25 protein-coding genes and 1 tRNA gene are annotated in these 24,317 nt (G+C 72.3%); 9 read left to right on the top strand and 17 right to left on the bottom strand.

The window, feature by feature from the left end:
* Position 1: 1 nt before the first annotated feature.
* The 3 genes from hemB to CXH06_RS02000 are packed head-to-tail and all read left to right on the top strand — an operon-like array spanning position 2 to position 3,728.
* Positions 2–1,024 (top strand): porphobilinogen synthase, encoded by a 1,023-nt coding sequence (hemB, locus tag CXH06_RS02010; protein WP_114853494.1) that lies wholly within the window; start codon positions 2–4, stop codon positions 1,022–1,024.
* A gap of 34 nt (positions 1,025–1,058) precedes the next feature.
* Complete coding sequence (gene hemL / locus CXH06_RS02005; protein WP_114853493.1) at positions 1,059–2,372, top strand: glutamate-1-semialdehyde 2,1-aminomutase; 1,314 nt, start codon at positions 1,059–1,061, stop codon at positions 2,370–2,372.
* 51 nt (positions 2,373–2,423) lie between these two features.
* Positions 2,424–3,728, top strand: a complete 1,305-nt coding sequence (locus CXH06_RS02000) for an MFS transporter (protein WP_114853492.1) — start codon at positions 2,424–2,426, stop codon at positions 3,726–3,728.
* Positions 3,729–3,743: 15 nt separating this feature from the next.
* Here CXH06_RS02000 and CXH06_RS01995 read toward each other — a convergent pair whose 3' ends face one another.
* On the bottom strand, positions 3,744–5,024 hold the full coding sequence (locus CXH06_RS01995) for a polysaccharide lyase family 1 protein (RefSeq protein ID WP_157975560.1): 1,281 nt from the start codon (positions 5,022–5,024) through the stop codon (positions 3,744–3,746).
* Between the two features lie 1,087 nt (positions 5,025–6,111).
* Here CXH06_RS01995 and CXH06_RS01985 point away from each other — a divergent pair.
* A tRNA-Met gene (locus tag CXH06_RS01985) sits at positions 6,112–6,185 on the top strand.
* A 5-nt stretch (positions 6,186–6,190) separates the two neighbouring features.
* Here the strand turns inward: CXH06_RS01985 and CXH06_RS01980 are convergent.
* The gene (locus CXH06_RS01980) at positions 6,191–6,559 is read right to left on the bottom strand and encodes a MerR family transcriptional regulator (protein ID WP_232820155.1); all 369 of its coding nucleotides are present in this window, start codon (positions 6,557–6,559) and stop codon (positions 6,191–6,193) included.
* Between the two features lie 45 nt (positions 6,560–6,604).
* On the opposite strand from CXH06_RS01980, the gene CXH06_RS01975 reads away from it, so the two are divergent.
* From CXH06_RS01975 to CXH06_RS01965, 3 genes are all read left to right on the top strand, one after another.
* On the top strand, positions 6,605–7,474 hold the full coding sequence (locus tag CXH06_RS01975; protein WP_114853489.1) for an aldo/keto reductase: 870 nt from the start codon (positions 6,605–6,607) through the stop codon (positions 7,472–7,474).
* Between the two features lie 91 nt (positions 7,475–7,565).
* Complete coding sequence (locus tag CXH06_RS01970) at positions 7,566–8,228, top strand: pentapeptide repeat-containing protein (protein WP_114853488.1); 663 nt, start codon at positions 7,566–7,568, stop codon at positions 8,226–8,228.
* A 59-nt stretch (positions 8,229–8,287) separates the two neighbouring features.
* Positions 8,288–8,656: a glyoxalase/bleomycin resistance/extradiol dioxygenase family protein gene (locus tag CXH06_RS01965; protein WP_114853487.1), complete on the top strand. Its 369-nt coding sequence runs from the start codon at positions 8,288–8,290 to the stop codon at positions 8,654–8,656.
* 7 nt (positions 8,657–8,663) lie between these two features.
* Here CXH06_RS01965 and CXH06_RS01960 read toward each other — a convergent pair whose 3' ends face one another.
* The 12 genes from CXH06_RS01960 to CXH06_RS01905 all read right to left on the bottom strand — a co-directional run bounded on the left by CXH06_RS01960 (position 8,664) and on the right by CXH06_RS01905 (position 19,866).
* Positions 8,664–9,170: a CoA-binding protein gene (locus CXH06_RS01960; protein WP_114853486.1), complete on the bottom strand. Its 507-nt coding sequence runs from the start codon at positions 9,168–9,170 to the stop codon at positions 8,664–8,666.
* Complete coding sequence (locus tag CXH06_RS01955; protein WP_114853485.1) at positions 9,167–10,540, bottom strand: O-acetylhomoserine aminocarboxypropyltransferase/cysteine synthase family protein; 1,374 nt, start codon at positions 10,538–10,540, stop codon at positions 9,167–9,169. Before CXH06_RS01955 ends, CXH06_RS01960 begins: the two co-directional genes overlap by 4 nt.
* A 37-nt stretch (positions 10,541–10,577) precedes the next feature.
* On the bottom strand, positions 10,578–12,638 hold the full coding sequence (acs, locus tag CXH06_RS01950; RefSeq protein WP_114853484.1) for an acetate--CoA ligase: 2,061 nt from the start codon (positions 12,636–12,638) through the stop codon (positions 10,578–10,580).
* On the bottom strand, positions 12,635–13,456 hold the full coding sequence (locus CXH06_RS01945; RefSeq protein WP_114853483.1) for an ABC transporter permease: 822 nt from the start codon (positions 13,454–13,456) through the stop codon (positions 12,635–12,637). Before CXH06_RS01945 ends, acs begins: the two co-directional genes overlap by 4 nt.
* Positions 13,453–14,484, bottom strand: a complete 1,032-nt coding sequence (locus tag CXH06_RS01940) for an aliphatic sulfonate ABC transporter substrate-binding protein (RefSeq protein WP_114853482.1) — start codon at positions 14,482–14,484, stop codon at positions 13,453–13,455. Before CXH06_RS01940 ends, CXH06_RS01945 begins: the two co-directional genes overlap by 4 nt.
* Positions 14,481–15,371, bottom strand: coding sequence for an ABC transporter ATP-binding protein (locus CXH06_RS01935; protein WP_114853481.1), 891 nt, complete (start codon positions 15,369–15,371; stop codon positions 14,481–14,483). Before CXH06_RS01935 ends, CXH06_RS01940 begins: the two co-directional genes overlap by 4 nt.
* A 184-nt stretch (positions 15,372–15,555) precedes the next feature.
* Entirely contained in the window at positions 15,556–15,960 is a 405-nt protein-coding gene (msrB, locus tag CXH06_RS01930; protein ID WP_114853809.1) for a peptide-methionine (R)-S-oxide reductase MsrB, read from the bottom strand.
* Between the two features lie 53 nt (positions 15,961–16,013).
* Positions 16,014–16,640, bottom strand: coding sequence for a peptide-methionine (S)-S-oxide reductase MsrA (gene msrA / locus CXH06_RS01925; protein ID WP_114853480.1), 627 nt, complete (start codon positions 16,638–16,640; stop codon positions 16,014–16,016).
* A gap of 102 nt (positions 16,641–16,742) precedes the next feature.
* Positions 16,743–16,937, bottom strand: coding sequence for a zf-HC2 domain-containing protein (locus CXH06_RS01920; protein ID WP_114853479.1), 195 nt, complete (start codon positions 16,935–16,937; stop codon positions 16,743–16,745).
* Entirely contained in the window at positions 16,930–17,559 is a 630-nt protein-coding gene (locus CXH06_RS01915) for an RNA polymerase sigma factor (RefSeq protein ID WP_114853478.1), read from the bottom strand. The genes CXH06_RS01920 and CXH06_RS01915 overlap by 8 nt, the downstream gene beginning before the upstream one ends.
* Positions 17,560–17,588: 29 nt before the next feature.
* Positions 17,589–18,707 carry a glycosyltransferase family 1 protein gene (locus CXH06_RS01910; RefSeq protein ID WP_114853477.1) on the bottom strand — a complete coding sequence of 373 codons (1,119 nt, stop codon included), beginning with the start codon at positions 18,705–18,707 and terminating at the stop codon, positions 17,589–17,591.
* A gap of 10 nt (positions 18,708–18,717) precedes the next feature.
* Entirely contained in the window at positions 18,718–19,866 is a 1,149-nt protein-coding gene (locus CXH06_RS01905; protein ID WP_114853476.1) for an NAD-dependent epimerase/dehydratase family protein, read from the bottom strand.
* Positions 19,867–20,012: 146 nt separating this feature from the next.
* Between CXH06_RS01905 and folP the strand changes: the two genes are divergently transcribed.
* Positions 20,013–20,972: a dihydropteroate synthase gene (folP, locus tag CXH06_RS01900; RefSeq protein ID WP_114853475.1), complete on the top strand. Its 960-nt coding sequence runs from the start codon at positions 20,013–20,015 to the stop codon at positions 20,970–20,972.
* A gap of 21 nt (positions 20,973–20,993) precedes the next feature.
* Here the strand turns inward: folP and CXH06_RS01895 are convergent, their stop codons facing one another.
* The 3 genes from CXH06_RS01895 to CXH06_RS01885 all read right to left on the bottom strand — a co-directional run bounded on the left by CXH06_RS01895 (position 20,994) and on the right by CXH06_RS01885 (position 23,253).
* Positions 20,994–21,368 carry a DUF3817 domain-containing protein gene (locus CXH06_RS01895; RefSeq protein ID WP_114853474.1) on the bottom strand — a complete coding sequence of 125 codons (375 nt, stop codon included), beginning with the start codon at positions 21,366–21,368 and terminating at the stop codon, positions 20,994–20,996.
* Between the two features lie 230 nt (positions 21,369–21,598).
* Entirely contained in the window at positions 21,599–22,414 is an 816-nt protein-coding gene (locus CXH06_RS01890; RefSeq protein WP_114853473.1) for a serine hydrolase, read from the bottom strand.
* On the bottom strand, positions 22,411–23,253 hold the full coding sequence (locus tag CXH06_RS01885) for a serine hydrolase (protein WP_232820154.1): 843 nt from the start codon (positions 23,251–23,253) through the stop codon (positions 22,411–22,413). The genes CXH06_RS01890 and CXH06_RS01885 overlap by 4 nt, the downstream gene beginning before the upstream one ends.
* Positions 23,254–23,509: 256 nt before the next feature.
* On the opposite strand from CXH06_RS01885, the gene CXH06_RS01880 reads away from it, so the two are divergent.
* Positions 23,510–24,244 (top strand): L,D-transpeptidase family protein, encoded by a 735-nt coding sequence (locus tag CXH06_RS01880; protein ID WP_114853472.1) that lies wholly within the window; start codon positions 23,510–23,512, stop codon positions 24,242–24,244.
* The last annotated feature ends 73 nt before the right edge of the window (positions 24,245–24,317 follow it).

Genomic DNA, 24,317 nt, shown 5'->3' with positions numbered 1-24,317 from the left:
CATGACCCTCCCCCCGTTCCCCGGCCCGATCGACCGTCCCCGGCGCCTGCGCGCCGGTGGAGCCCTGCGCTCGCTGGTGCGGGAGCACACGCTGCGTCCCGCGGACCTCGTGCTGCCGATGTTCGTGCGCGAGGGGGCGCAGGAGAACCGGCCCGTCAGCTCGATGCCGGGCGTCGAGCAGCACACCATGGACTCCCTGGTGCGGGCCGCGACCGAGGCGACCGAGCGCGGCGTGGGCGGCATCATGCTGTTCGGCGTGCCCGAGACGAAGAACGCGATCGGCTCCGGGGCCACCGCGGACGACGGGATCCTCAACGCCGCCCTGGCGCGGCTGCGCGCCGAGCTGGGCGATGCCACGGTGATCATGGCGGACCTGTGCCTGGACGAGTTCACCGACCATGGCCACTGCGGCGTGCTCGACGCCGCGGGGAGGGTCGACAACGACGCCACCCTCGTGCGCTACCGCGAGATGGCCCTCGCCCAGGCCGAGGCCGGCGCCCATCTGCTGGGCCCCTCGGGGATGATGGACGGGCAGATCGCGGCGATCCGTGACGCGCTGGACGGCGCCGGGCACGAGGAGACCGCGCTGTTCGCCTACACCGCGAAGTACGCCTCCGCCTTCTACGGCCCCTTCCGCGAGGCGGTGGACTCCACGCTGCAGGGCGACCGCCGCACCTACCAGCAGGACCCGGCGAACGGTCGCGAGGCGCTGCGCGAGCTCGCCCTCGACGTCGCCGAGGGCGCGGACCTGGTGATGGTCAAGCCCGGACTGCCCTATCTCGACGTGCTCGCCGAGGTCGCCGCGGCCTCTCCGGTCCCCGTCGGCGCCTACCAGGTCTCCGGCGAGTACGCGATGATCGAGGCGGCCGCCGCGAACGGCTGGATCGACCGCGACCGCACCGTGCTGGAGTCCCTGCTGGCCTTCCGCCGTGCGGGGGCCCGGACCGTGCTGACGTACTACGCCAGCGAGGTCGCCGGGTGGTACCGCGACGGCCTGCCCGCGCACCTGCGCGAGTTCCTCTGATCCCCTGACCCCCTCGACCTCCAGGAGTCCCGTGATGACCCCGTCCCACACCCGATCCGACGCCCTCTTCGCCCGCGCCCGCCAGGTCACCCCCTCGGGCGTGAACTCGCCGGTGCGCGCCTTCGGCTCCGTGGGCGGCACCCCGCCGTTCCTCACCGGGGCCTCGGGGGCGCTGCTGCACGACGCCGACGGCATCGAGTACGTGGATCTGGTGGGCTCATGGGGCCCGATGATCCTGGGACACGCGCACCCCCCGGTGGTCGAGGCGGTCCGGGAGGCGGCTGGGCACGGGCTGTCCTTCGGCGCCCCGCAGCCCGGCGAGGTCTCCCTCGCCGAGGAGGTGGTGGACCGGATCGGCCCCGTCGAGCAGCTGCGCCTGGTCAACTCCGGCACCGAGGCGACGATGAGCGCCCTGCGGGTGGCACGCGCCGCGACCGGCCGGGACGTGGTCGTGAAGTTCGCCGGCTGCTACCACGGGCACGTGGACGCGCTGCTCGCCGAGGCCGGCAGCGGGGTGGCGACCTTCGCGATGCCGGGCTCCGCCGGCGTCACCGCGGCGACCGCGCGCGACACCGTGGTGCTGCCCTACGGGGACCGCGAGGCGGTCACGGCGCTGCTGGCCGAGCGCGGCGGGGAGATCGCCGCGATCATCACCGAGGCGGCGCCGGCGAACATGGGCGTGATCACGCCGCCGGAGGAGGACGGGATCGGCTTCAACCGCTTCCTGGCCGAGTCCGCGCACGCCGCCGGCGCGCTGCTGATCAGCGACGAGGTGCTCACCGGCTTCCGGGCCAGCCGCGCGGGCCACTACGGCATCGACGGCGCGGGCTGGGCACCGGATCTCATGACCTTCGGCAAGGTGATCGGCGGCGGGCTGCCCGTCGGGGCCTTCGGCGGGCGGGCGGACCTGATGGGCCTGCTGGCCCCGGCCGGGCCGGTGTACCAGGCGGGCACGCTGTCGGGGAACCCTCTGGCCACGGCCGCGGGCCTGGCGACCTTCGCGGGGCTCGACGAGGCGGCCTACGCGACGCTGGGCAGCGCCTCCACGGCGCTGCAGCAGATGGTGGCCGAAGCGCTCACCACCGCGGGGGTGCCGCACGTGATCCAGACGGCCGGGACGCTGTTCTCGGTGTTCTTCCGGAGCGAGCCGGTGCGCACCTACCAGGACGCGAAGGCCCAGGACACCGCAGCGTTCACCCGCTTCTTCCACGCGATGGCCGAGGGCGGGGTGTACCTGCCGCCCTCGGCCTTCGAGGCGTGGTTCGTCTCCACCGCGCACACCCCGGAGGTGCTCGACCGGATCGCGGCGGCGCTGCCGGGAGCGGCACGTGCCGCGGCGCAGGGCTGAGGAGCGGCTCCTCCGCGCACCCCCTCTCCCCATCTGGTATACCGTCTTGGCATGACCCAGAGGACCGTCCGCCCCGCGCCGCGCGAGCCCGGGGCGGACGGTCCCTCGCGACCCGGGCTCGGGACGGCGCTGTCCTCCCTGCGCGGCAACCGCGCCTTCCAGCTGCTGTGGGTCTCGAACCTGTTCTTCTTCGGCGGGGTCTGGACCCAGACCCTGGTGCTGGGCTGGTTGGCCTACGAGCTGACGCACTCGGAGTTCCTCGTCGCCGTCTACACCGCCGCGCGCCTGGCCCCGCTGCTGCTGGGGCCCTTCGCCGGCGTGCTGGCCGATGCGATCGACCGCCTCCGCCTGCTCCTGCTCGCCTGCGGCTGGGCGAGCCTCGCGGTCGCGATCGTCGCGATGCTCGCGAGCACCGGCCGTCTCTCCTACGGGGTGCTCGTGGCCGGCGGGCTCGCGATCGGCCTCGCGCAGTCCCCCTCCCAGCCCGCGCGGGCCGCGCTGGTCCTGGAGCTGGTGGGGCGCTCGAACCTCTCCAACGCCAATGCGCTGAACTCCATCGCGATGAACATGACCCAGGTGATCGGGCCTGCGCTGGGCGGCGGCATGATCGCCCTCCTGGGCGCCCCCGCGGCGCTGTGGATCTCGACCCTGTGGTATCTCGCCTCCTTCGCGCTGCTGCTGCCCCTGCGCCGCCTCCGCGCCCCGCAGCCCTCGCCGCACCGGGGCGTCTCCGTGCTGCGCATGGTCACCAGCGGCATCACCAGCATCGCCGCCAACCGCCTCGCCCTCGCGGTGCTGCTCGTGACCCTGGCCGCGAACACCCTCCTGTGGCCGATCTTCCAGAGCTTCATGCCCGTCTTCGCGGGGGCCGAGCTGGGCCTCGACGCGGCGGGCCTCGGCGCCCTGCTGACCTGCGCGGGGGCCGGCGGTCTGCTGGGCTCGCTGCTCATCGCGGGCCTCGGCGACTTCCGCGCCAAGGGAGCCGTGTTCGTGCTGGGCACCCTCGCCTGGGCGATGTCCTGGGTGGCCTTCGCCCTCGCCGGAACCGTGACCGCGGCCTTCCTCCTGATGGGACTGATCGGCCTGTTCAGCGCCGCCTTCGGCGTGCTGCAGACGACCTTGCTGCTGATGACCACGGAGCCGGAGGTCCACGGCCGCGCCCTCGGCGTGCAGGAGCTCGCGATCGGCATCATGCCGCTGGCGGCCCTCGTGCTGGGCCAGGTCGCCGAGCACGTCGGGGTGGGGTGGACCACCGTCGGGGCGGGTCTGGTGATGGTCGCCGTGCTCATCGCGCTCATGGTGCGGGTGCCGGCGCTGCTCCGCTTCGACGGGATCACGGCCGACGGGCCGGCATGACGGCGCTATGGGCCACTACAGGCCTCGCGCACCCGCCTCAGATCGCACGACCGGTTCCACCGCAGGCAGCGGGTGCCGCTTCCCGTACAGGGTGGGGGCTGGTCCGGGGTAGTCCTCGAGCGGGGTCTCGGCCACGTCGTTGTACGCGGCAAGGGCATCGACCTCGGACCCGTTGAAGCGGGTGACGCCGAGGTGCACCTCGGTTCCGCCCCAGGCGTGCACGAGCTCGGCGGGGGTCACGCCGTCCACGGCGCTGACGGCGTTGTCCTCGATCCAGAGCTTGGAGTGCGCACCCACGCCCCACGAGTAGACGTAGTGCTCCGCATCGGGGACGACAATCAGGTTGTTGTAGACGTGGACGGCGCCGTAGCGAACGCGCGGAGCACGTTCGGCGAGGTTCTCGAAGCGGTTGTGATGGAAGGTGACGCGCAGCTTTCCCTCGTCCTCGGGGCTGTCGTCGCTGTTCCCGATGAGCACCGAGGTGCTGCCATTCCGAATGACGCACCAGCTGGCCGTCACCATATCCGCCCCGTTGGTGATGTCGAGAAGTCCGTCGACGCGGTGCACGACATCACCGAAGATCCTCTCCTTCGACTCTCCTGCCGGGAACGGACCGTCGATCGTCAGATGGTCGAGCCACACGTTGGTCGCCCCGATGAGCCCGACGACGTCGAATCCCTCGGAGACCCAGCCGTGGCGGTTGCGCTGGGGGAACCAGTTCTCCATGCCCGTGAGCTCGAGGTTCCTCACGATGATGTTCTCGCCGCGGAGGATGAGGCTCGCGCCGATCAGGCGGGCGCCGTTCTCGCCGATGAGGGTGACATTGCTGGGCACCACGACCTGGACGCTGTCCAGCTGAGCCTGATGAGAGCGAGCGCGAGCGTCCTCGAGCGGCCCCTCCGGATCACCCTCGTAGTGCGCCGGATCGTATTCCTCGAGGTAAGCCTCCAGGTCCCAGGCGGGATCGGCATAGTCTTCCCACGTCAGGGGCTCGCCCTGCTCACCGGTGTTCATATCGATATCACCGCGGACCGTGATGATGGCCGGCGCACCGGCGGCACGCTGGAGAGCGGCGACGAACTCCGCCTTGGTCGTCACGAGGAACACCATGCCCTCCGCGGCGTCGGCACCTCCCGTCGTCCCGGTCCCGGCGGAGCCCCATCCGTCCCCCGCACGCAGGGCCTCCCGACGGGGATCCTCGGGCTCCGCCCGCGCGACTGATGCTGCGCTCACCGACAGCGTGGCGCCCAGCGCGGCGGCGGAGAGGGTGCGGGCAAGGAATCGACGTCGAATCATGATGCTCCTCATTGTCGTGGCGTTGGCATCGCCGCACGGACGGCTGACCGCAGAATGCACCGCCCATCGGCTATGCCCCTTTCCCGGCATGACAACATCCGGAGACGACACGACCTCGGCGCTGCCATTCCTCGTCGCGTCCCTGCGGCGAGAAACCGGTTTCTCACGGGTCATGTCCAAGAGGTTACGGGGCCGCGGTCGCCACATCAACCCTGCGACGAGACTCACGGAGAATGCCCGTGAAGCGCCCTCAGTGCTTCACGCAGAGGTGCCCGCGAACCGGTGTGACGCTGGGGCATGGGATGTGAGCTGACGATGGGTGCGGGAGCGGAGATCACGGCGAAGTGCGCCAGGGCCTACCGGCAGGCTTCGAGGAAGGACGGGGGGTGATGGTGGACGAGGTCACTGCGGTCACGGGGTGGTCCCGGGACAACGCCAGGAGGCGCCTGCAGGGCGCCGCCAGGCCGGCGAGCGGGATCTCGGCGGAGCCGCTCACGGAAGTACTCCTTCGACGCCCTGAAGGCCCCGCTGTCGTGGCGTTCGCGAAGTTGCGTATCCGCAAATACGTGAACGTTCGCGGCCCTCTCCCGACGCTGCGGCCCTCTCCCGACGCTGCGGTCGGTGTCGACACGAGAGCGCGGACGATGGGCCGCTACCTCCGCCCGGCCCGGGAGACGGACTCCCTGCTCGGGCTCTCGGCGACGAGGCCGTCGCCGCTGCTGCGCACCTCGATCACGGTCCGCAAGGTCGGCGACGAGGTCGAGACCGTCGAGACCGAGCCATCCAGGACCGCCTCACCGACCATGCCCGCGACCGCACACTCGACCTCGAGGCCTCGCTCGCAAAGCCCCTCTCCGACACCACCACAGTGATCCACCTCCGCCCGAGCGCGTGAGATTTCGCGGGCATCCCTGCCTGAGGCACCGAAGAGATCTCGCGGGCAGATCGACAAGAGGCGCTACGCCCTGACGCATTCTCGGACCTGTCGGCAGAGACGGTGCACGACGGTCCGAGTCGGTCGATGACGGCAGGCTCGACAGCGCCCGACGCGTCCAGCAGGCTGGAGCCGGTCACCTCCTCGGTTCCTCGCTCCGTAGCTCAGCCCGGCAGAGCCGCTCCCCCATAAGGAGCCGGTCGCAGGTTCGAATCCTGCCGGAGCGTCCCGATCATCTCCTGTGCACCTTGTCCTCGAGCAGACCGGTGAGGGCACTGCGGTGCTCAGCGAGCCGCGCCAGCTCATCATCGAGGCGGGAGACCTCCTCCAGGAGCAGAGGGTCCAGGCAGGGCTCGACATCGCCCGTCCCGCCGCAGGCGCACCCGAGGATGGTGCGGATCGTGCGCGTCCCCAGGCCGGCGGCGAGGAGCCGGCGGATCCGGCCCACGGTCGCGACGTCCTCGGTGCGGTAGAGCCGCTGACCGGTCGGCGTGCGGTCCGGCGACAGCAGACCCTGTTCCTCGTAGTACCGCAGCAGGCGCACGCTCACGCCGGTGGCCGCGGCGATCTCCCCGATGCGCATCGCTGTGTGCTGCGTCATACCGGCTTGCTCCTCACATCGGTGTCAGTTCCTAGCGTCACTGTCATGGACACCTCACGCACCGTCAGTATTCCCCTCCCCGCCTCCCGCATCGGCCTGGGCACCATGCGACTGGCCGACGAGCCCGGCTCCCGTCGCGGCGCGGCCGCTCCGATCTGGGCGACGCCGAGCGACCGAGACGCGCTGATCGCCCTGGTGCGGCGCGCCGTGGACCTCGGAGTCAGCCACTTCGACACCGCCTCCGCCTACGCCCTGGGCGAGGGTGAGCGGCTGCTCGCCGAGGCCCTGCACGGCGTGGACGCGATGGTGGCGACCAAGGTCGGCATGATCCGGCCGAGCCCCGAGCAGTGGGTGCCGCTCGGGCATCCCGCGCTCCTGCACCAGCAGATCGAGGAGAGCCTCCGCCGCCTCCGGAGGGAGACCCTGGACCTGGTCTACCTCCACCGGGTCGATCCGGGAATCCCCCTCGAGGAGCAGGTCGGGGCGCTGCAGCAGGCACAGGAGGCGGGACGGGTTCGGCGCATCGGCCTGTCCGAGGTCGATGTCGCGACCCTCGAGCGGGCGCGGAACGTCGTTCCCATCGCCGCCGTGCAGAACCTCTACAACTACGGCGCCCGCGCACATGACCCGGTCCTCGAGCGCACCGCGGAGCTGGGCATCGCCTTCGTCCCCTTCTTCCCGGTCTCGCCGGGCGAGGCTGTCCACGGCTCTCCGCTCGAGCAGGTCGCCGCGGAGACCGGGGCCTCCCCCACGCAGGTGCAGCTGGCCTGGCTGGTCCGCCGCGGGGAGCACGTCCTGCCGATCCCGGGCACCACCTCCGCGGAGCACCTGGCCGAGAACGTCGGCGCCACCGCCGTCCAGCTGTCCGAGGATCAGCTCGCCCGCCTGGACGGCTGGAGCAGCCCGGCGGGGTGAGCGCCGGGCCGGCGCCTCGTCCGTCGGCCCTCCCCCGTACCCTCGAGGACACCGCCCGCCGCCGCGGGATCCGATCTCCTCGAGGAGCACCGTGCGCACCCGTTCGACCACCCGGAAGCCCGTGCTGAGCCCTCTCGTGCTCCCCGATCTCGACCGGGGCGTGCACGGCGACCTCGGGCCGCACGAGCACGTCGAGGGCCTGCGTCTGGAGGACGCGGACCTCTCGGGCGCCGATCTCACCGGTCTCACCCTCACCGAGTGCGAGCTTCTCGGCGTCACCGCGCACACCACGGCGCTGACCTCCGCCCGCCTCGTCGAGACCCGGATCGATCGTCTGAACGCTCCGGTCCTGGACGCCACCCGCTCCACCTGGCGCGACGTGGAGCTCACCGGCTCCCGGATCGGGGCACTGGACATCTACGACGCCTCCGTGACCTCCACCCGCATCAGCGGCTGCAAGCTGGACTGGATCAATCTGCGCTCCTCCCACCTCGAGGACGTCCTGTTCGAGGACTGCACGATCGGGGAGCTGGACCTCAGCGGCGTCCACGCGAAGCGGGTCGCCTTCATCGACTGCCGCACCGGCAGCCTCGCCCTCGCCCATGCCCAGCTGCAGGACGTGGACCTCCGCGGACTCGAGATGGGCTCGATCGGCAATCTCGAGGGCATGGCCGGTGCGACCCTGGACGCCCAGCAGGTCACCGCCCTCGCCCCGGCCCTCGCGACCCACCTCGGGGTGCGGATCGAGGACTGAGCCGCGCCCTGCCCGGTAGTGTCGCCCCAGGCCCTGCTCACCACGAAGGAGTCTCCCCGATGACCAGCATCCGCGCCCTGACCCTGATCCTCGAGGAGCCCTCACGGGCCGCCGCCGCGCTCCGCGACGCCCTCGGATGGAGCATCGAGGCGGACTTCGGCAGCTTCGCCGCGCTCACCGCCCCGAGCGGCATCCCGCTGTGGCTCAACGCCCCGGACCCCGGCGGGGAGACCGCCCGGGGCGTGGTCCTCCACGTCACCAGCGAGGATGTCGACGCAGATTTCTCGCGCGCCCTCGAGCGCGGCGCGGAGGCGGTGCGAGAGCCGGCGGACATGGACTTCGGCGAGCGCTCCGCCGTGGTGCGCCTCGCCGCCGTCCCCGGCGTCACGATCGACTTCTCGCACCCGCTGGGCGGCGGCGAGGCCTGAGAGGCGCTCAGCCGCGCCCGCTCACCCGCTGCTTCCTCGAGCTGATCTCCCCGGTGTTGAAGCCGGCCAGGTGCAGCCCGCCGTGGAAGCGGGCGTGCTCGATCTTCAGGCAGCGGTCCATGACGACGTCGAGGCCCGCGCCCTCGGCGATCGCGGCGGCCTCCTCGTTCCACGATCCCAGCTGCAGCCACAGCGCCGACGCGCCCACGTCCGCCGCCTCCTGGGCCACGCCCGGGAGGTCGGCGTCCTTGCGGAAGACGTCCACCAGGTCCGGCACCACGGGCAGGTCGGCGAGGGAGTCGTAGGCGGGCAGGCCCAGGATCTCCTCGGCCCGCGGATTGACGACGTAGACCTCGTAGGGCGAGCTCGAGAGCAGGTAGGTCGCCACGAAGTAGCTGGCCCGGGCGGGGTTCGCGGAGGCGCCGACGATCGCGACGCTGCGGGTGCGGCGCAGGATCGCCAGGCGCTCGGGCGCCGAGGGGCCCTGCCAGGTGCGCTGGTCCTCGGTGCTCATCGCTGGCCCTCCGTCCGCTCGAGGCCGGTCGCGGCTGTGATCGCCTGGTCGAGATCCCACAGGATGTCCTCCACGTCCTCGAGGCCGACGGACAGCCGGATCAGGTCCGGGCGCACCCCGCCCTCGAGCAGCTGCTGCGCGGTGAGCTGCTGGTGCGTGGTCGAGGCGGGATGGATGACGAGCGTGCGGGCGTCGCCGATGTTCGCCAGGTGGGAGGCCAGCTGCAGGTTCTCGATGACCCGTTCGCCGGTGGCGCGGGCGGCGACGGCCCGCTCCTCCTCGTCCGTGAACTCGCCGGTCGGGGCGACGCCGAAGGCGAACACCGAGCCGGGGCCCAGCGGCAGGTACGTCTCCGCGCGCGCCCGGTGCGGGTGGGAGTCCAGGCCCGCCCACGTCACGTAGGAGACCCGCGGATCCGCCTCGAGCCACTGCGCGACCGCCCGCGCCCCGGCGAGGTGGGCGTCCATCCGCTGCGGGAGCGTCTCGACACCCTGCAGGAGCTGGAAGGCGGACTGCGCCGAGAGTGCGGGACCGATGTCCCGCAGCTGCTCGGAGCGGAGCTTGGTGAGGAAGCCGTACTCCCCGAAGTTCGCCCACCAGCGGATGCCGCCGTAGGAGTCGACGGGCTCGGTCATGCCGGGGAACTTCCCGTTGCCCCAGTCGAAGCGGCCGGACTCGACGACCACGCCGCCGAGCGTGGTGCCGTGCCCGCCGAGGAACTTCGTGGCGGAGTGGATGACGATGTCGGCGCCGTGCTCGAGGGGACGCACCAGGTAGGGGGTCGCGAGGGTCGCGTCGACCACGAGCGGCACACCGTGCTCGTGGGCGAGCGCGGACAGACCCTCGAGATCGGCGATCTCCCCGGAGGGATTGCCGATCATCTCCACGTAGAGCACCTTCGTCTCCGGCCGGAACGCCTCGCGGTAGTCCTCGGGGTCCGAGGAGGCGACGAAGGTGGTCTCGACGCCGAAGCGGCGCAGGGTGACGTCGAGCTGAGTGACGGTGCCGCCGTAGAGCTGCGCGGAAGAGACCACGTGGTCGCCGGCGCCGACGAGGGCCGCGAAGGTGATGAACTCGGCGCTCATCCCGGAGGCGGTCGCGACCGCGCCGATGCCGCCCTCGAGGGAGGCGATCCGCTCCTCGAAGGCGGCGACGGTGGGGTTGCCGATGCGGGAGTAGATGTTCCCGTACTTCTGCAGGGCGAAGAGGTTCGCGGCGTCGGCCGCGTCGTCGAAGACGAACGAGGTGGACTGGTAGATCGGCACCGCCCGGGAGCCGTGGGCGGCGTCGGGGGTGCCGCCGGCGTGCAGGGCACGGGTGCGGAAGCCGAAGCGGCGCTCCTCACTCGGGGCGGGGGAGATCGGGGGCATGGGGGTCCTCCAGGATCGGCGGTGGGGCGTGAGTCTGTCAGCTCTGCGGGGCGAGGATCGGATCGTCCGCGGGGAGCGCGGCGAGGACGTCGGCGACCAGCGCCACGGCCTCGGGGTTCTGCAGCGAGGTGATGTCGCCGAGTTCGGGCGGCTCGAGCCCGGCGCGGCGGGATCGCTCGGCGTGGACCAGCTGGGTGAGCAGGCGCCGCATGATCTTCCCGGAGCGGGTGCGGGGCAGGTCCGGCACCGTCAGCAGGTGCTGGGGCTTGGCGATCGGGCCGATCTCGCGGGCCGCGCGGGCACGCAGCGCCGCGGCGTCGAGGCCGTCCGCTCCCTCGCCGGCCGTCGCCTCCGCGGGGATCACGAACACGGCGACGGCCTGCCCGGTGAGGGCGTCGTCGACGCCCGCCGCGCCGGCCTCAGCCACGGAGGGGTCCGCGACCAGGGCGGACTCGATCTCGATGGTGGAGAGGCGATGGCCGGAGACGTTCACGACGTCGTCGAGGCGGCCCAGGATCCAGAAGCAGCCGTCGGCGTCGACCGTCGCGGAGTCCCCGGCGACGTAGTAGCCGCCGTGCTCCCCGCAGCCGGCGTACTCGCGCCAGTAGGAGTCGCGGTAGCGCTCCGGATCGCCCCAGACGGTGCGGGCCATGCCGGGCCAGGGCCGACGGGCCACGAGCGTGCCCGCCGTCCCCGCGGGCGCCTCCCGCCCCTCGGCGTCGACCACGGCCATGTCGATGCCGGGCAGCGGCCCGGTCGCGGAGCCGGGTTTGAGCGTGGTGAGACCGGGCAGCGGGACCAGCATCGCGGCCCCGGTCTCGGACTGCCACCAGGTGTCGACGATGGGCAGCTCGTCACGGCCGAAGGTGCGGCGGAACCAGATCCAGGCCTCGGGGTTGATCGCCTCGCCGACGGTCCCCAGCAGGCGCAGCGAGGACAGGTCGTGCCCGCCGGGCAGCTCCGGTCCGAACCAGCTCATGAAGGTGCGCAGGAGGGTGGGGGCGGTGTAGTAGACGGTGACGCCGTAGCGCTCGATGATCTCCAGGTGACGCTCGCGGTGCGGCACCGCGGGGGTGCCCTCGTAGAGGACCTGGGTGAGGCCGTTGCTCAGCGGGCCGTAGATCTCGTAGGTGTGGGCGGTGACCCAGGCGAGGTCCGCGGTGCACCAGTGGACGTCGGAGTCCTTGGCGTCGAAGTGCGCCCAGTGCGCGAAGGAGGCGTGGGTGAGGTAGCCGCCCGCGGTGTGCACCAGGCCCTTGGGCCGGCCGGTGGTGCCGGAGGTGTAGATGATGAACAGCGGATGCTCGGCGTCGAAGGACGCGGGCTCGTGGACCGCGCTGGCGACCTCGACGCTCTCGTGCCACCACACGTCCCGCCCGGGCGTCCAGGCGATCTCCTGACCGGTGCGCCGCACGACCAGCACGTGCTCGAGGGCGGGCAGGTCGCGCACGGCCTCGTCGGCCGCGGACTTGACCTCCACGGCCGCGCCGCGCCGGAACTGGCCGTCGGAGGTGACCAGCAGCTTCGCCCCGGTGTCCTGGAGGCGGTAGCGCACCGCCTCCGCGCTGAAGCCCCCGAAGACCAGGGAGTGCACGGCGCCGATGCGCGCGCAGGCCAGCGCGATCACCACGGTCTCCACGAGCACCGGCAGGTAGACGATCACCCGGTCGCCGGGCCCGATGCCGAGCTCGGTCAGCGCGTTCGCGGCTCGGCTCACGCGGCGCTGGAGGTCCTGGTAGGTGACGGCCTCGCGATCGCCGCCCTCGCCCTCGAAGAACAGGGCGACCTTCGCCCCGCGGCCGGCGCGCACGTGGCGGTCCACGCAGTTCTCGGCCACGTTGAGGCGCCCGCCCAGGAACCAGCGGGCCGCGGGGACGGAGAGCTCCCCGGTCGCGGAGTCGACGACGGGCGCATCCCACTGGTGGGCGGTGTGCCAGGGCTCGGCCCAGTCCAGGCGCCGGGCGGCCTCCTCCCAGAAGGCGATCGGGTCCGCCGCGGCGCGCTCGACCAGAGCCCGGTCCGCGTTCCAGGTCCCCGCGAGCGCAGGATCCGGGGCGAAGGTGCGCTGCTCGATCAGACGGGACTCGGCGACGCTCATGCCCACCTCCTCAGCAGCTTCTTCTCCGCCAGGCCGAGGGCGGCGTTGGTGAGACTGCCCAGCAGGGCCAGCAGCACGATGGCCAGGAGGATCCGGTCCACCCGGCCGGTCTGCTGGGAGTCGTTGAGCAGGAAGCCCAGGCCCATCGAGGACGCGATCAGCTCCGCCGCGACGAGGAACAGCCAGGCCTGGGCGAGGGCGAGGCGCAGGCCGGAGACCACGGAGGGCACTACGGCGGGCAGGTGGATGGTGCGGAACATCGACCAGCCGGAGAGGCCGAAGCAGCGCCCGGCCTCGACCAGGTGCGGGTCCACGTGCCGCAGGGCGGCGGCGACGGTGGTGAACACGGGGAAGAAGGCGCCGATGGCGATGAGCGTGACCTTGGATTCCTCCCCGATCTGCAGCCACAGGATCAGCAGCGGCACCCAGGCCAGCGAGGGCACCGCGCGCAGGGCCGCGAGGGTGGGGCTGAGCAGGGCGTCGCCGGCGCGGGACAGACCCACCACGCCGGCGACCGCGAGCCCCGCCAGCGAGCCGATCGCGAAGCCCAGCAGCACGCGCTGGACGGAGATGGCGACGTGCAGCCAGAGCGCCCCGTCCTCGGCGAGCTGCACGCCCGCCTGCACCACGGTCAGCGGCGGGGGCAGGCGGTAGGCGGGGACCACGCCGGTGACGGTCACGGCCTGCCAGGCGCCGAGGATCACCAGCGGCAGCACCGCCCCGGCCGCGAGGCGCACGGCGGTGCGGTCCCAGAGGCCGGGACGGGCGGCCGGCGCCGTGCTCGCGGGGGCTTCGACGGTCGGGGCGGCGGTGCTCACTGCGCCTCCGTGGCGGCGCGCGCGAAGGCGTCGTGGACGATCGAGGCACGGGCCTCCTCGAGCGCCTCGGCGCCGCCCTGGACGTCGCCGGAGTCCGCGAGCATCGGGGTGATCGCCTCGAGCACGGCCAGCTGGTCCTCCCCCGGCACGCCGCTGACGTCGAGGTTCGAGCGCTCGGTGATGACGGTGGTGGCGACCTCGACGTCGATGCCCGCGGCCTCGGCGAGCAGCTCCGCGGTGGCCTCGAGGTTCTCGAGCGCCCAGCTGCGGGCCTGTTCGTAGGCGTCGACGACGACCTGGGCGACGTCCGCGTGGTTGTCGATGAAGTCCTCGGTGGCGTTGAGGAAGCCGTAGGTGTTGAAGTCGACGTTGCGGTAGACGAGCTGCGCGCCGGACTCCACCTCGGCGGCGGCCATGATCGGGTCCAGCCCGGACCAGGCCTCGACGCTGCCGCCCTCGAGGGCGGTGCGGCCGTCGGCGTGCTGCAGCGGCTGCAGCTCGACGTCGTCGATGCTCAGCCCGGCCTCGCCGAGGGCCTGGACGAGGAAGAAGTAGGGGTCCGTGGCCGGGGTCGCCGCGACCGCCCGGCCCGCGAGGTCGCCGGGGCCGGTGATGTCGCTGCCCTCCTCGACCACGAGCGCCGACCACTCGGGCTGGGAGTAGATGTCGATGACCTTGATCGGGGACTTGTTGGCGCGGGCGAGCAGCGCGGCGGAGCCGGCGGTGGAGGCGACGTGCGCGGAGCCGGAGCGCAGGAACTCGTTGGCCTTGTTCGAGCCGGCCGACTGCACCCACTCGACGGTGACCTCCTCGCCGAGCGCGTCCTCGATCAGGCGCTGCTCGCGCACCACGAGGCTCAGCGGGTTGTAGGTCGCCCAGTCGACGGTCAGGGCGCTGAGGCTCCATGCGCCGGACCCGCCCGCCTGGTCCTGGGATCCCTCGCCGGGCACGCAGGAGGCGGCCCCGAGCGCGGCGACGGCCCCGAGGCCGAGGGCGGTGGCGGTGCGGCGGGTGAGGGTGCGGTTCATGAGGGGTACTCCGAGGTGGTGGGCTGAGGGGAATGATGGGTGTCCACGCCGAGGCCCTCGAGGAGCTCCGAGCGCAGCGCCGCCAGGTCGTGGTCGGCGCGGTCGCGCGGCCGGGTCCCCGGCACGGCGATGGTGCGGGCGAGGGAGGGTGCCTCCGGGGCCGCGCCCAGCAGGGTGCGCAGCAGCAGCACCCGGTCGGCGAGGTAGAGGGCCTCCTCGACGTCGTGGGTGACCACGAGCACCGTGGTGGGCTCGGCGGCGTGGATGTCGAGCAGCAGGTCCTGCATGCGCAGACGGGTGAGGGCGTCGAGGGCGCCGAAGGGCTCGTCCAGCAGCAGCACCTCGGGGTTGCGGGCGAGCGCCCGCGCCAGGGAGGCGCGCTGCGCCATGCCGCCGGAGACCTCGCGCGGCCGCAGGTCCGCGGCATGCTCGAGGCCGACGAGCCGCAGCAGGTGCTCCACCCGCTCCCGGCCCGCGCGCCGGGCGGTGCCGCGCGGCAGGCCCAGGGCGACGTTGTCGGCCAGGGTGCGCCAGGGCAGCAGGCGCGGCTCCTGGAAGGCGACGGCGGTGCGGGGGTCGGTGCCCTCGAGCACGCCGCCGCCCAGACGGATGGCACCGGCGCTGGGGCGGTCCAGCCCCGCGATGAGGCGCAGCAGCGTGGACTTCCCGCAGCCCGAGGGGCCGACGACGGCGACGATCTCCCCGCCGGCCAGCTCCAGGTCGAGATCCCGGAGCACCGCCCGGGTGCCCTGGGGACCCTCGAAGGCGCGGGCGATCCCCTCCAGCTGCACCCCGTGCGGGGTCGCGGAGGGGCCGCGGGAGCCCGGGGAGCGCTCCGCGGCGGCGCGCGGAGTGCTCGAGGACGTGGCGGTCACCGTTGTGGTCATGGAGGCATCCTGCAGGCCGTGTCATACGGAGACCACATCAGCGTCATATGCTGAAACATTCGGGCCCGAAAGCAGGCCTATGGGCCTTTTCCGGGCCGCCGCGGCGTGAGCCGCTTCACGGCAGGCACGGGACGCGGCGGGGAGGGGTCCGGCCGAACCCCTCCCCGCTCGCGCGATGCCGGCCTCACTCGCCGGCCGACGGTCCCTCCGTCTCCAGCCGCAGGGACGCGGAGTTCATGCAGTAGCGCTCCCCGGTGGGGTGCGGGCCGTCGGGAAAGACGTGACCCAGGTGGGCGTCGCATCCGGCGCAGCGGGCCTCGATGCGGCGCATCCCCAGGCTCCGGTCCTCGAGGCGGCGCACGGCCCCCTCGGAGGCCTCCTCGACGAAGGAGGGCCAGCCGGAGCCGGAGTCGAACTTCGCCCGGCTGCTGAACAGCTCGGCGTCGCAGACGCGGCAGCGGTAGCTGCCGTCGGCCCTGGTGTCCCAGTACTCGCCGGTGAAGGCGCGCTCGGTGCCGCCCTCCTGGGTAACTCGGTACTGCAGGTCGGTGAGGCGCTGACGGATCTCGTGGTCGGTGAAACGGGTCATGGTGCTCTCCTCAGGATGCGTGGTGGTCTCGGCGGTGCGTGTGCCGCCCACGGTCAGTACCTGACCTGGCAGAACCCGTGATGGCAGTAGCCCTCCGGATGCCGGGCCAGGTACTGCTGGTGCCCCTCCTCGGCGAGATGGAAGCGCTCCAGCGGCTCGATCTGGGTGGTGATCCACCCGTGACCGGCGGCGGTCAGCTTCTGCTGGTAGCGCTCCCGGCTGGCCAGGGCGGCCCGGTGCTGCTCCTCGTCGGCCGTGAGGATCACCGAGCGGTACTCGCTGCCCACGTCATTGCCCTGGCGCAGGTGCTGGGTGGGGTCGTGGTTCTCCCAGAACACCGCCAGCAGCTCCTCCAGCGTGATGACCTCCGGGTCGAAGACGACCCGGACCACCTCGGCGTGACCGGTGCGGCCCGTGGCCACCTGCCGGTAGGAGGGATTCTCCACGGAGCCCCCGGCGTAGCCGGCGGCGGTGACGTGGACCCCGGGCAGCTCCCAGAACAGGCGCTCCGCGCCCCAGAAGCAGCCCATGCCCACCACCAGGCTCTGATGGCCGGAAGGCCACGGCCCGGTCAACGAGTTCCCGGTGACGAGGTGCGGCGCGGAGGGGACGAGCTCGGGGCCGGAGGTGCCGGGCTGCTCGCCGAGGAGGGAGGTGATGAAGCTGGTCGTACGGGTCATGTCGGCTCCTGTCGTTCCGGCCGCCCCGATCGGGACGGCGCGCGGACAGGAGTGCAGACCAGCGAAGGGGCCTGGTGTTACACCCGCGGCGGGAACGGCCGTTCAGAGCACCCTGCGCCCGGCCCTCCCGATCAGCTCGATGGTCACGCGCAGCTGCTCCCGCCGGATCCGGCAGTCCTCGCAGCCCGCGAGATGGGCCTCCACGAGCAGGCGGTCCGTCGCGCTGAGCGCGTCCTCGAGCAGCTCGGTGAGCAGGTCGAGGACCTCCGCGCAGTGCAGGGGCAGCGGATCAGTCATGGCTCAGGTACTCCTCGAGCAGCCGGCGGACGGCGACGCGGCCGCGATGCAGCAGGACCCGCTGGTTGACGGCGGTGATGCCGAGGACCTCGGCGGCCTCGGCAGCGCTGAAGCCCTGCAGGTCGCGCAGCTCCACCACCTCCCGCTGGGCGGGCGGCAGCATGTCGACGGCCTCGAGGATCATGTCCAGCAGCTCCTCCCGCTCGAGCTCCTCATGGGGCATGTCGTCCCAGCGCGAGGGCGTGGCGCCGAGCCAGCCGGGGCCACGATAGGTGTCCTCAACCGGCGCGCCCGAGGCGGTCTCGGCGTCGTGGGCGGACCCCAGGGCGGAGAACGGGACCACGCGCCCCTCCCGCCCTGCCGCCGTGCGCAGCGTGTTCAGGAGGATCCGATAGATCCAGGTCTTCACCGAGGAGCGACCCTCGAAGCGATCGATGGAGCGGACCACGGACGCCCACGTCTCCCCCACCGCCTCCTCCGCGGCGGCCGGCGGCAGATGGCCCCGGGCCACGCGGCGCAGCCCCGCGTCATAGCGGTCGACCAGCTCGCGGTAGGCATCCTGATCGCCCGCACGCAGGGCGGCGAGCAGCACCTGCTCACCGGCACGGGTGCGGCTGTCCATGCCGGGGAGTGTACGGGCCCCGGCGCCGTTCAGCCGTGCTTCTCGATCGCCATCTCGTAGTACCGCAGCAGATCGTCGGAGGCGTTGTCCCAGGAGAACCTCTCCGCCTCCGCACGCGCCGCGGCACGGATGCGACCGCGCAGATCGCCGTCGCCCAGCCGGGTCAGCGCCGCGTCCAGGCTGCCCTCGTCCCCGGAGTCGAACAGCAGGCCGTTCTCCCCGTCGGTGACCTGCTCCATCGTCGGCCCCGAGCGGGCGGCGACCACCGGCAGACCGGAGGCCATGCCCTCGAGGATGACCAGGCCCAGGGTCTCGGTGACCGAGGGGAAGACGAAGGCGTCGGAGCTGGCGAAGGCGCTCGCGAGCTCCTCGCCCTCCATGAAGCCGGGGAACAGCGTCGCCGTGCCCGCGAAGTGCCGCTCCAGCTCACCGCGGAAGGGGCCGTCGCCGACGATCGCGAGCGCGACGTCGTCGCGGCGGTCCATCATCGGGCGCAGCGTGTGGATCTCCTTCTCCGCGGCCAGGCGCCCCACGAACACCAGGAGCTTCTTCTCCGGATGCCCCTGCGTGAGGCGCTCGCGCATGGCCGCGGAGGCGAAGCGGGGATGGAACTGCCGGGTGTCGACCCCGCGTCGGACCACGTGCAGGTCCTCGATGCCCTTCTCGGCCAGCTCCTGGCGCATGGTCTGCGAGGTCGCGAGGTTGATGTCGGCCAGTGCGTGGTTGCGCTTGATCTGCCACCACACCGCGGGCTTGCCCCAGCGATAGGCCCGGTACAGGTCCAGGTAGCGCGGGATGTGCGTGTGGTAGCTCGCGACCAGCGGGATCCGCTGCCGGCGGGCGGCGTAGGCGCCGGAGGAGGCCAGCAGGATCGGCTGGGCGGCGTGGACCACGTCCGGGTGGAAGCCGCGGATGATGCCGTCCACCGTGGGGGTGGGGAGGGTGAAGCGCCGATGCTTGTAGAACGGCAGCGTCACCGGACGGATGCCCACCACCCTCGCGCCGTGGTGCTCGGTGACGCCCAGCTCCGGGGCGACCACCATGACCTCGTGACCGAGGTCCACGAAGCGCTCGACGGCGTGGCGGAGCCGGGTCACCACGCCGTCGACCGAGGGCAGGAAGGTCTCCGTGACGATCGCGATCTTCACGGACGGGTGCTCACTTCCAGGTGACGGTGGGCATGACCAGCTCGCGCCGGACGCGATCGGTGTTCTTCAGCGCCACCTGGAGGACCTCGACGAGGTGCTCGTCGGTGAGCAGGTGGGGCTCCAGCCCCAGGTCCAGGAGGTTGGTGTTGACCGCGTTGTAGTAGTGGTCGTACTTCTCCACGCGCGGGTTCTCGGTCGTCGCGAGCTCGACGTCGAGACCCAGGCCGCGCCCGACCTTCTGCACCTTCTCGGCGAGCTCCTTGACGGAGAACTGCTCGGTGAACTGGTTGTAGACGCGGAACTCGCCGCGGTCGGCCGGGTTCTCGCAGGCGATCTCGATGCAGCGCACCGTGTCCTGGATGTCCAGGTAGCCGCGGGTCTGGCTGCCGTTGCCGTAGACCGTGAGGTCGTGGCCGATGGCGGCCTGGATGATGAACCGGTTCAGGGCCGTGCCGAAGACCGCGTCGTAGTCGAAGCGGTTCGCGAGCCGCGGATCGAGGCGGGTCTCGTCGGTCTCGAGGCCGTAGACCACGCCCTGGTTGAGATCGGTGGCGCGGATGCCCCAGATGCGGCAGGCGAACATGATGTTGTCGCTGTCGTGCACCTTGGTGAGGTGGTAGAAGGAGCCCGGGGCCTTCGGGAACGGCAGGCGGTCCTTGCGGCCCTTGTGCTCGATCTCGATCCAGCCCTCCTCGATGTCGATGTTCGGCTGGCCGTACTCGCCCATCGTGCCGAGCTTGACGAGATGGCAGTCGGGGGCGATGTCCTTGATCGCCCACAGCACGTTGAGGGTGCCCTCGACGTTGTTGCGGTGGTTCTCGATCGCGTGCTCGCGGTCGATCATGGAATACGGCGCGCTGCGGTGCTCGGCGAAATGCACGAACGCCTCGGGCCGGATGTCCTCGAACACGGAGACCACCGCGTCGTAGTCGGTGAGGTCCGCGATCCGAACCGCGATGTCCTTCCCGGAGACCTCCTTCCACGCCGCCACGCGCTCCTCCAGCGGGAGGATCGGGGTCATGGAGTTCGACCCCAGCTCCACGTCGATCTCGCGCCGCACCAGGTTGTCCACGATCGTGACGTCGTGCCCCTTCTGCGACAGGTACAGGGCAGTGGGCCATCCGCAGAAGCCATCTCCGCCGGCGACGACGATCTTCATCTCGTGAGTCCTCCAAAGGTCCAGGTCCCGGCATAGGGTGGAGACCGCAGCCGGATTGTGCATCGACGTGTTCGCTCATAACGTAGTGCAGGACGGGTGCCGCTCAAAGACGAGGGACTCCCGCCCGAACTGCTGAGGAACAGGCCATGAACAACGCGTACGACGACAGCTCGACGGGGCGTTCGCCCATGGTGGATTCCACTGTATCCCGGCTCTCTGGAGAACCGGTCCCAGCTCCCCCGGAGGCGCTCGCCCCTCGGCCGCTGCCGGACACCACGCGCCGGGTGCTGGTGATGGGGATCGTGAACCGCACCGAGGACTCCTTCTACGACCAGGGCCGCACCTTCGCCCTCGAGGCCGCGGTCCGCGCCGGGCTCGAGGCCGCCGCGGCCGGCGCGGACCTCATCGACGTGGGCGGGGTGAAGTTCGCCCCCGGCGATCCGCTGCCCGTGGAGCAGGAGTGCGAGCGGGTGGTCCCCGTCATCGAGGCCCTGCGCCGTGAGCTGCCGCCCCACGTGCTGCTGAGCGTGGACACCTACCACGCCGCGGTCGCCCGGGCGACGATCGAGGTGGGGGCGGATCTCGTCAACGACACCACGGGGCTCTCGGACCCGCGGATGGCGCCGACGGTCGCCGAGCTCGGCGCCTCGCTGGTGATCACCCATTCGGTGGCCTCGCCGCGCCGCCCCTTCCCCCACCCGCACTACCAGGACGTGGTCGAGGAGGTGCGGGACTTCCTCGCGGCGCGCCTCGAGCGCGCGCTCGAGGCCGGGGTGCCGCGCGAGCGGATCGTCCTGGACCCGGGCCCGGACCTCAACAAGTCCACCGTGCAGACCCTCGAGGTGCTGCGGGACTGGTCGGAGTACACCTCGCTGGGGCTGCCGGTGCTCGCGGCGCTCTCGCGCAAGGACGTGATCGGCGAGTCCCTGGGACTGCCCAAGGAGGAGCGCCTGGAGGGGTCGCTGGCCGCGGCGGCCTGGGTGATGCGCCAGGGCGCGCGCGTGCTGCGGGTCCACGACGTGGCCGCGACCGTGCGGATGGTGCGCATGCTCGAGGTGCTGGCCGGGTGGCGGGATCCCGCCGGCCCGCTCGTGCACAACGTGTGAGCCCGGCGGGCCCGCTCCGCCTCAGCGGGCGGGGCGGGACAGGCGCCCGGTGCGACGCAGCCACATCTCCAGCGGCACCGTCACCAGCGGCGGGATCGCGCAGGCCAGCGCCGTCAGCGCCACCCACCACCTCCAGCGCAGCGAGATCGCGGCGACGATCGTGACCGCCACGTAGACCATGAACGCCCCGCCGTGGAGGCGGCCGAACAGCCACACCCCGGCCTCGGTGGTCCCGGTGACGTACTTGAGGAACATCCCGACCAGCAGGCCCGCCCAGGTGAAGGCCTCGACGAAGGCGACGACGGCGAAGATGCGGCCCAGGAGGCTAGGGGCCGACGGCGCGGCGGCCTCGGCGGCAGCGGCGGCGGTCGGGGCGTCGGCAGGCGGGGTGGTCATGGCGAGATCTGCTCCAGGGGCGCGGGGACCGGGTGGCGCCCAGGCTAGAGGCCGCGCCTGGGTATCCGCGGACCGCGGACCCGCCCCGTGAGCGGGATCTCGCCGCCGCGGCCCGGTCTGTGCCGCGCCCGGGAAAGGTGCGGAGTCGAACCACCCGGAGGCCTGATCCGGCACGGATCCGCACCATTCTGCGGAGGACCCGGCCGGCGCCGGGCGGGCGGCGGCCCGGCTCAGGCGGAGGGGGCGTGCTCGGCGAGCACGGCGTCCGCCAGGCGCGGCATCACCTCGCGGTGGGTGTCGCAGAAGTCGAGGGAGGTGCCGACCACGAGGGCGAGGTCGGCGACGGGATCCACCCAGAACGCGGTGCCCCGCATCCCGAAGTGGCCGACGGTGCCCTCGCTGTTGCGGGTGCCCGTCCAGTGCGGGGACTTCGTGCCGCGGATCTCGACGCCCAGGCCGAAGGGGTTGGGGCTCTGCTTGCCGAAGCCGGGCATGATGCCCACCAGGTCCGGGAACTGCGGGCGCGTCAGCTCGGCGTACCAGGCCGGCTCGAGCAGCGTGGGCCGCAGGAGCTCGGCGGCCAGCAGCGCGAGGTCCTCGAGCGGACCGACGGCGTCGACCGCTGCGGACGGGCCCCACCGGAGGTGCTCCATGCCCAGCGGAGAGGCCACGCGCTCCTGGATCCAGTCCTCGAGGTCCCGCCCCAGGCTCCGTTCGAGGTGGCGGGCCGCCTCGTCGATCCCGTAGTTCGAGTAGTGGCGCCGCTGCCCCGGGGCCTGCAGGGTGGAGGCGGACTCGTAGAAGCAGCCGGAGGCGTGGGAGAGCAGGTGGCGCAGGGTCGCGCCGGGCGGACCGGCGGGATCGTCGAGACCCACTCGCCCCTCCTGTGCGGCGAGCACGACGCCGAACCCGGTGAGCACCTTGCTCACCGAGCGCCAGGGCCGCGCCCGCCGCAGATCGCCGCGCGTCTCGCGCACCCCCTCGGGGCCCAGCACGATCGCGGCCGCCTCGACGCCGAAGTCGTCGAGCAGGTCGAGGGAGCTCACACCGCCGTCCCGTAGCGCTCCAGGATCGCGTCGGTGAGGCCGGGCCACACGCGCACGTGCTCCGCGCCGAAGCGGCTCTCGCCGAGGAAGGCGGCGGCCAGACCCTGATCCGGGTCCGCCCACAGGAAGGAGCCGGACTGTCCGAAGTGGCCGACGGTCCGGGGACTCGAGCGGGATCCGGTCCAGTGCGGCGACTTCCCGCCCCGGATCTCGAGGCCCAGACCCCAGTCGTTGGGCGTCTGCCGGCCGTAGCCGGGCAGGATGCCGGCGAGCCCCGGGAACTGCACGCTGGTCGCCTCGCGCCAGAGCTCCTCGGAGATCAGCGAGGGCTCGAGCAGCTCGCGGCCCACGGCGAGCAGATCGCGCAGCGAGCCCCGGTAGCCGGCGGCCGGCGAGCCCGTCGGCTCGAGGTCCACGAGGTCCAGCCCCGCCACCACGGTCTGCTCCATCCATTCGTCGAAGCCGTAGCCGGTGGCCTCCTCGACGTGCGCGGCGAGCACCTCGAAGCCGGTGTTGGAGTAGATGCGCTTCGCGCCGACGGCGCCGACCGCCGCCTCGCCGTCGAAGGGATAGCCGGCGGTGTGGGCGAGCAGGTGGCGCACCGTGGCTCCCTCGCGGCCCGCCGGCTCGTCGAGGTCGACGAGGCCGCGATCCACGGCGACCAGGACGCCGAGCGCGCTCAGGGGCTTGGAGACGCTCGCGAGGTCCAGGACCCGGGTGCCGTCGCCCTGCAGGTGCAGGGTGCGCTGCGCGTCGGTCACCCCCAGGACGTGCGGGAAGTCGACGTCCACGGGGACGGCGGGGTCGGCGGGCGTCGTCGGCGCGGTCTCGGGCTCCACGCGCTCAAATATGGCACACGCGTCCGACGCGCCGAGCCTCCGCGGTCGAGACCGATTCGTGACCACGTGTCCGAGACGCCCGATATGCGCCCCGACCAGTGCCGTCGTCCGACTCGGCCGCACAGCGCCGACACCTGCGCATTTTCCCTCTTGTTGACCCGGTCTTGACTCCGGCATGATGGATGTGTCGCCACACCGACGTGGCGTCCCGGATCGGCCCCGCACGGGCCGCCGGAACTCACGAGGGGGATAGAGAATGAACCTGAGGATCATCGACAGACCGGACCGCGGGCTCCTGCCCGTCGCGCTCCCGTCGCGCCGCACCCTGCTGCTCGGGGTGGGCACGCTCGGTCTCGGCATGACCATCGGCACCACCGCCGCCCAGGCGGCGCCGACCCTGCGCCGCGGCGATCGGGGCTCCGCCGTGAGCTCGCTCCAGAGCAGGCTGAACCGGTTGAAGTACTGGTGCGGCAGCGTCGACGGCAGCTTCGGCCACCTCACCCAGCAGGCGGTGTGGGCGCTGCAGAAGTCGGCGGGACTCGGCCGCGACGGCGTGGTGGGCCCCAACACCTACCGCGCCCTGTCCAACGGGGTCCAGCCCCCACGGCAGAAGACCTCCGGCTGGGGCTTCGAGGTCGATCTGAGCCTTCAGGTGATGACGGCGACCTGGAACGGGACGCTGAAGTACATCCTGAACACCTCGACCGGCAGCGGTGAGCGCTACTACTCGGGAGGCCGCTGGAAGACGGCGACCACCCCGAAGGGCGACTTCCGGATGTACAGCTTCTACAGCAGTGGCTGGCAGTCCGGCCCGCTCGGCAACCTCTACCGCCCCGCGTACTACGACCGCGGCTGGGCCATCCACGGGTCCAACTCGATCCCCACCTACCCGGCCTCGCACGGCTGCTGCCGGATCTCCACCGCCGCGACCAACATGCTGTGGTCGCGCGGATGGATGGTCAGGCAGCGCCGGGTCTTCATCCACAGCTGACCACCGCCCCCGCCGCGGGGCGCAGCACCTTCCCCGGTCGCCGGACGGCGGCGGGCCCCCGGGCTCGCCGCCG

This window comes from Brachybacterium sp. YJGR34 (assembly GCF_003347015.1).
Taxonomy (GTDB): domain Bacteria; phylum Actinomycetota; class Actinomycetes; order Actinomycetales; family Dermabacteraceae; genus Brachybacterium.
The sequence above is the reverse complement of the archived record's forward strand: the minus strand, read 5'-3'. Positions and strand labels throughout refer to the sequence as shown.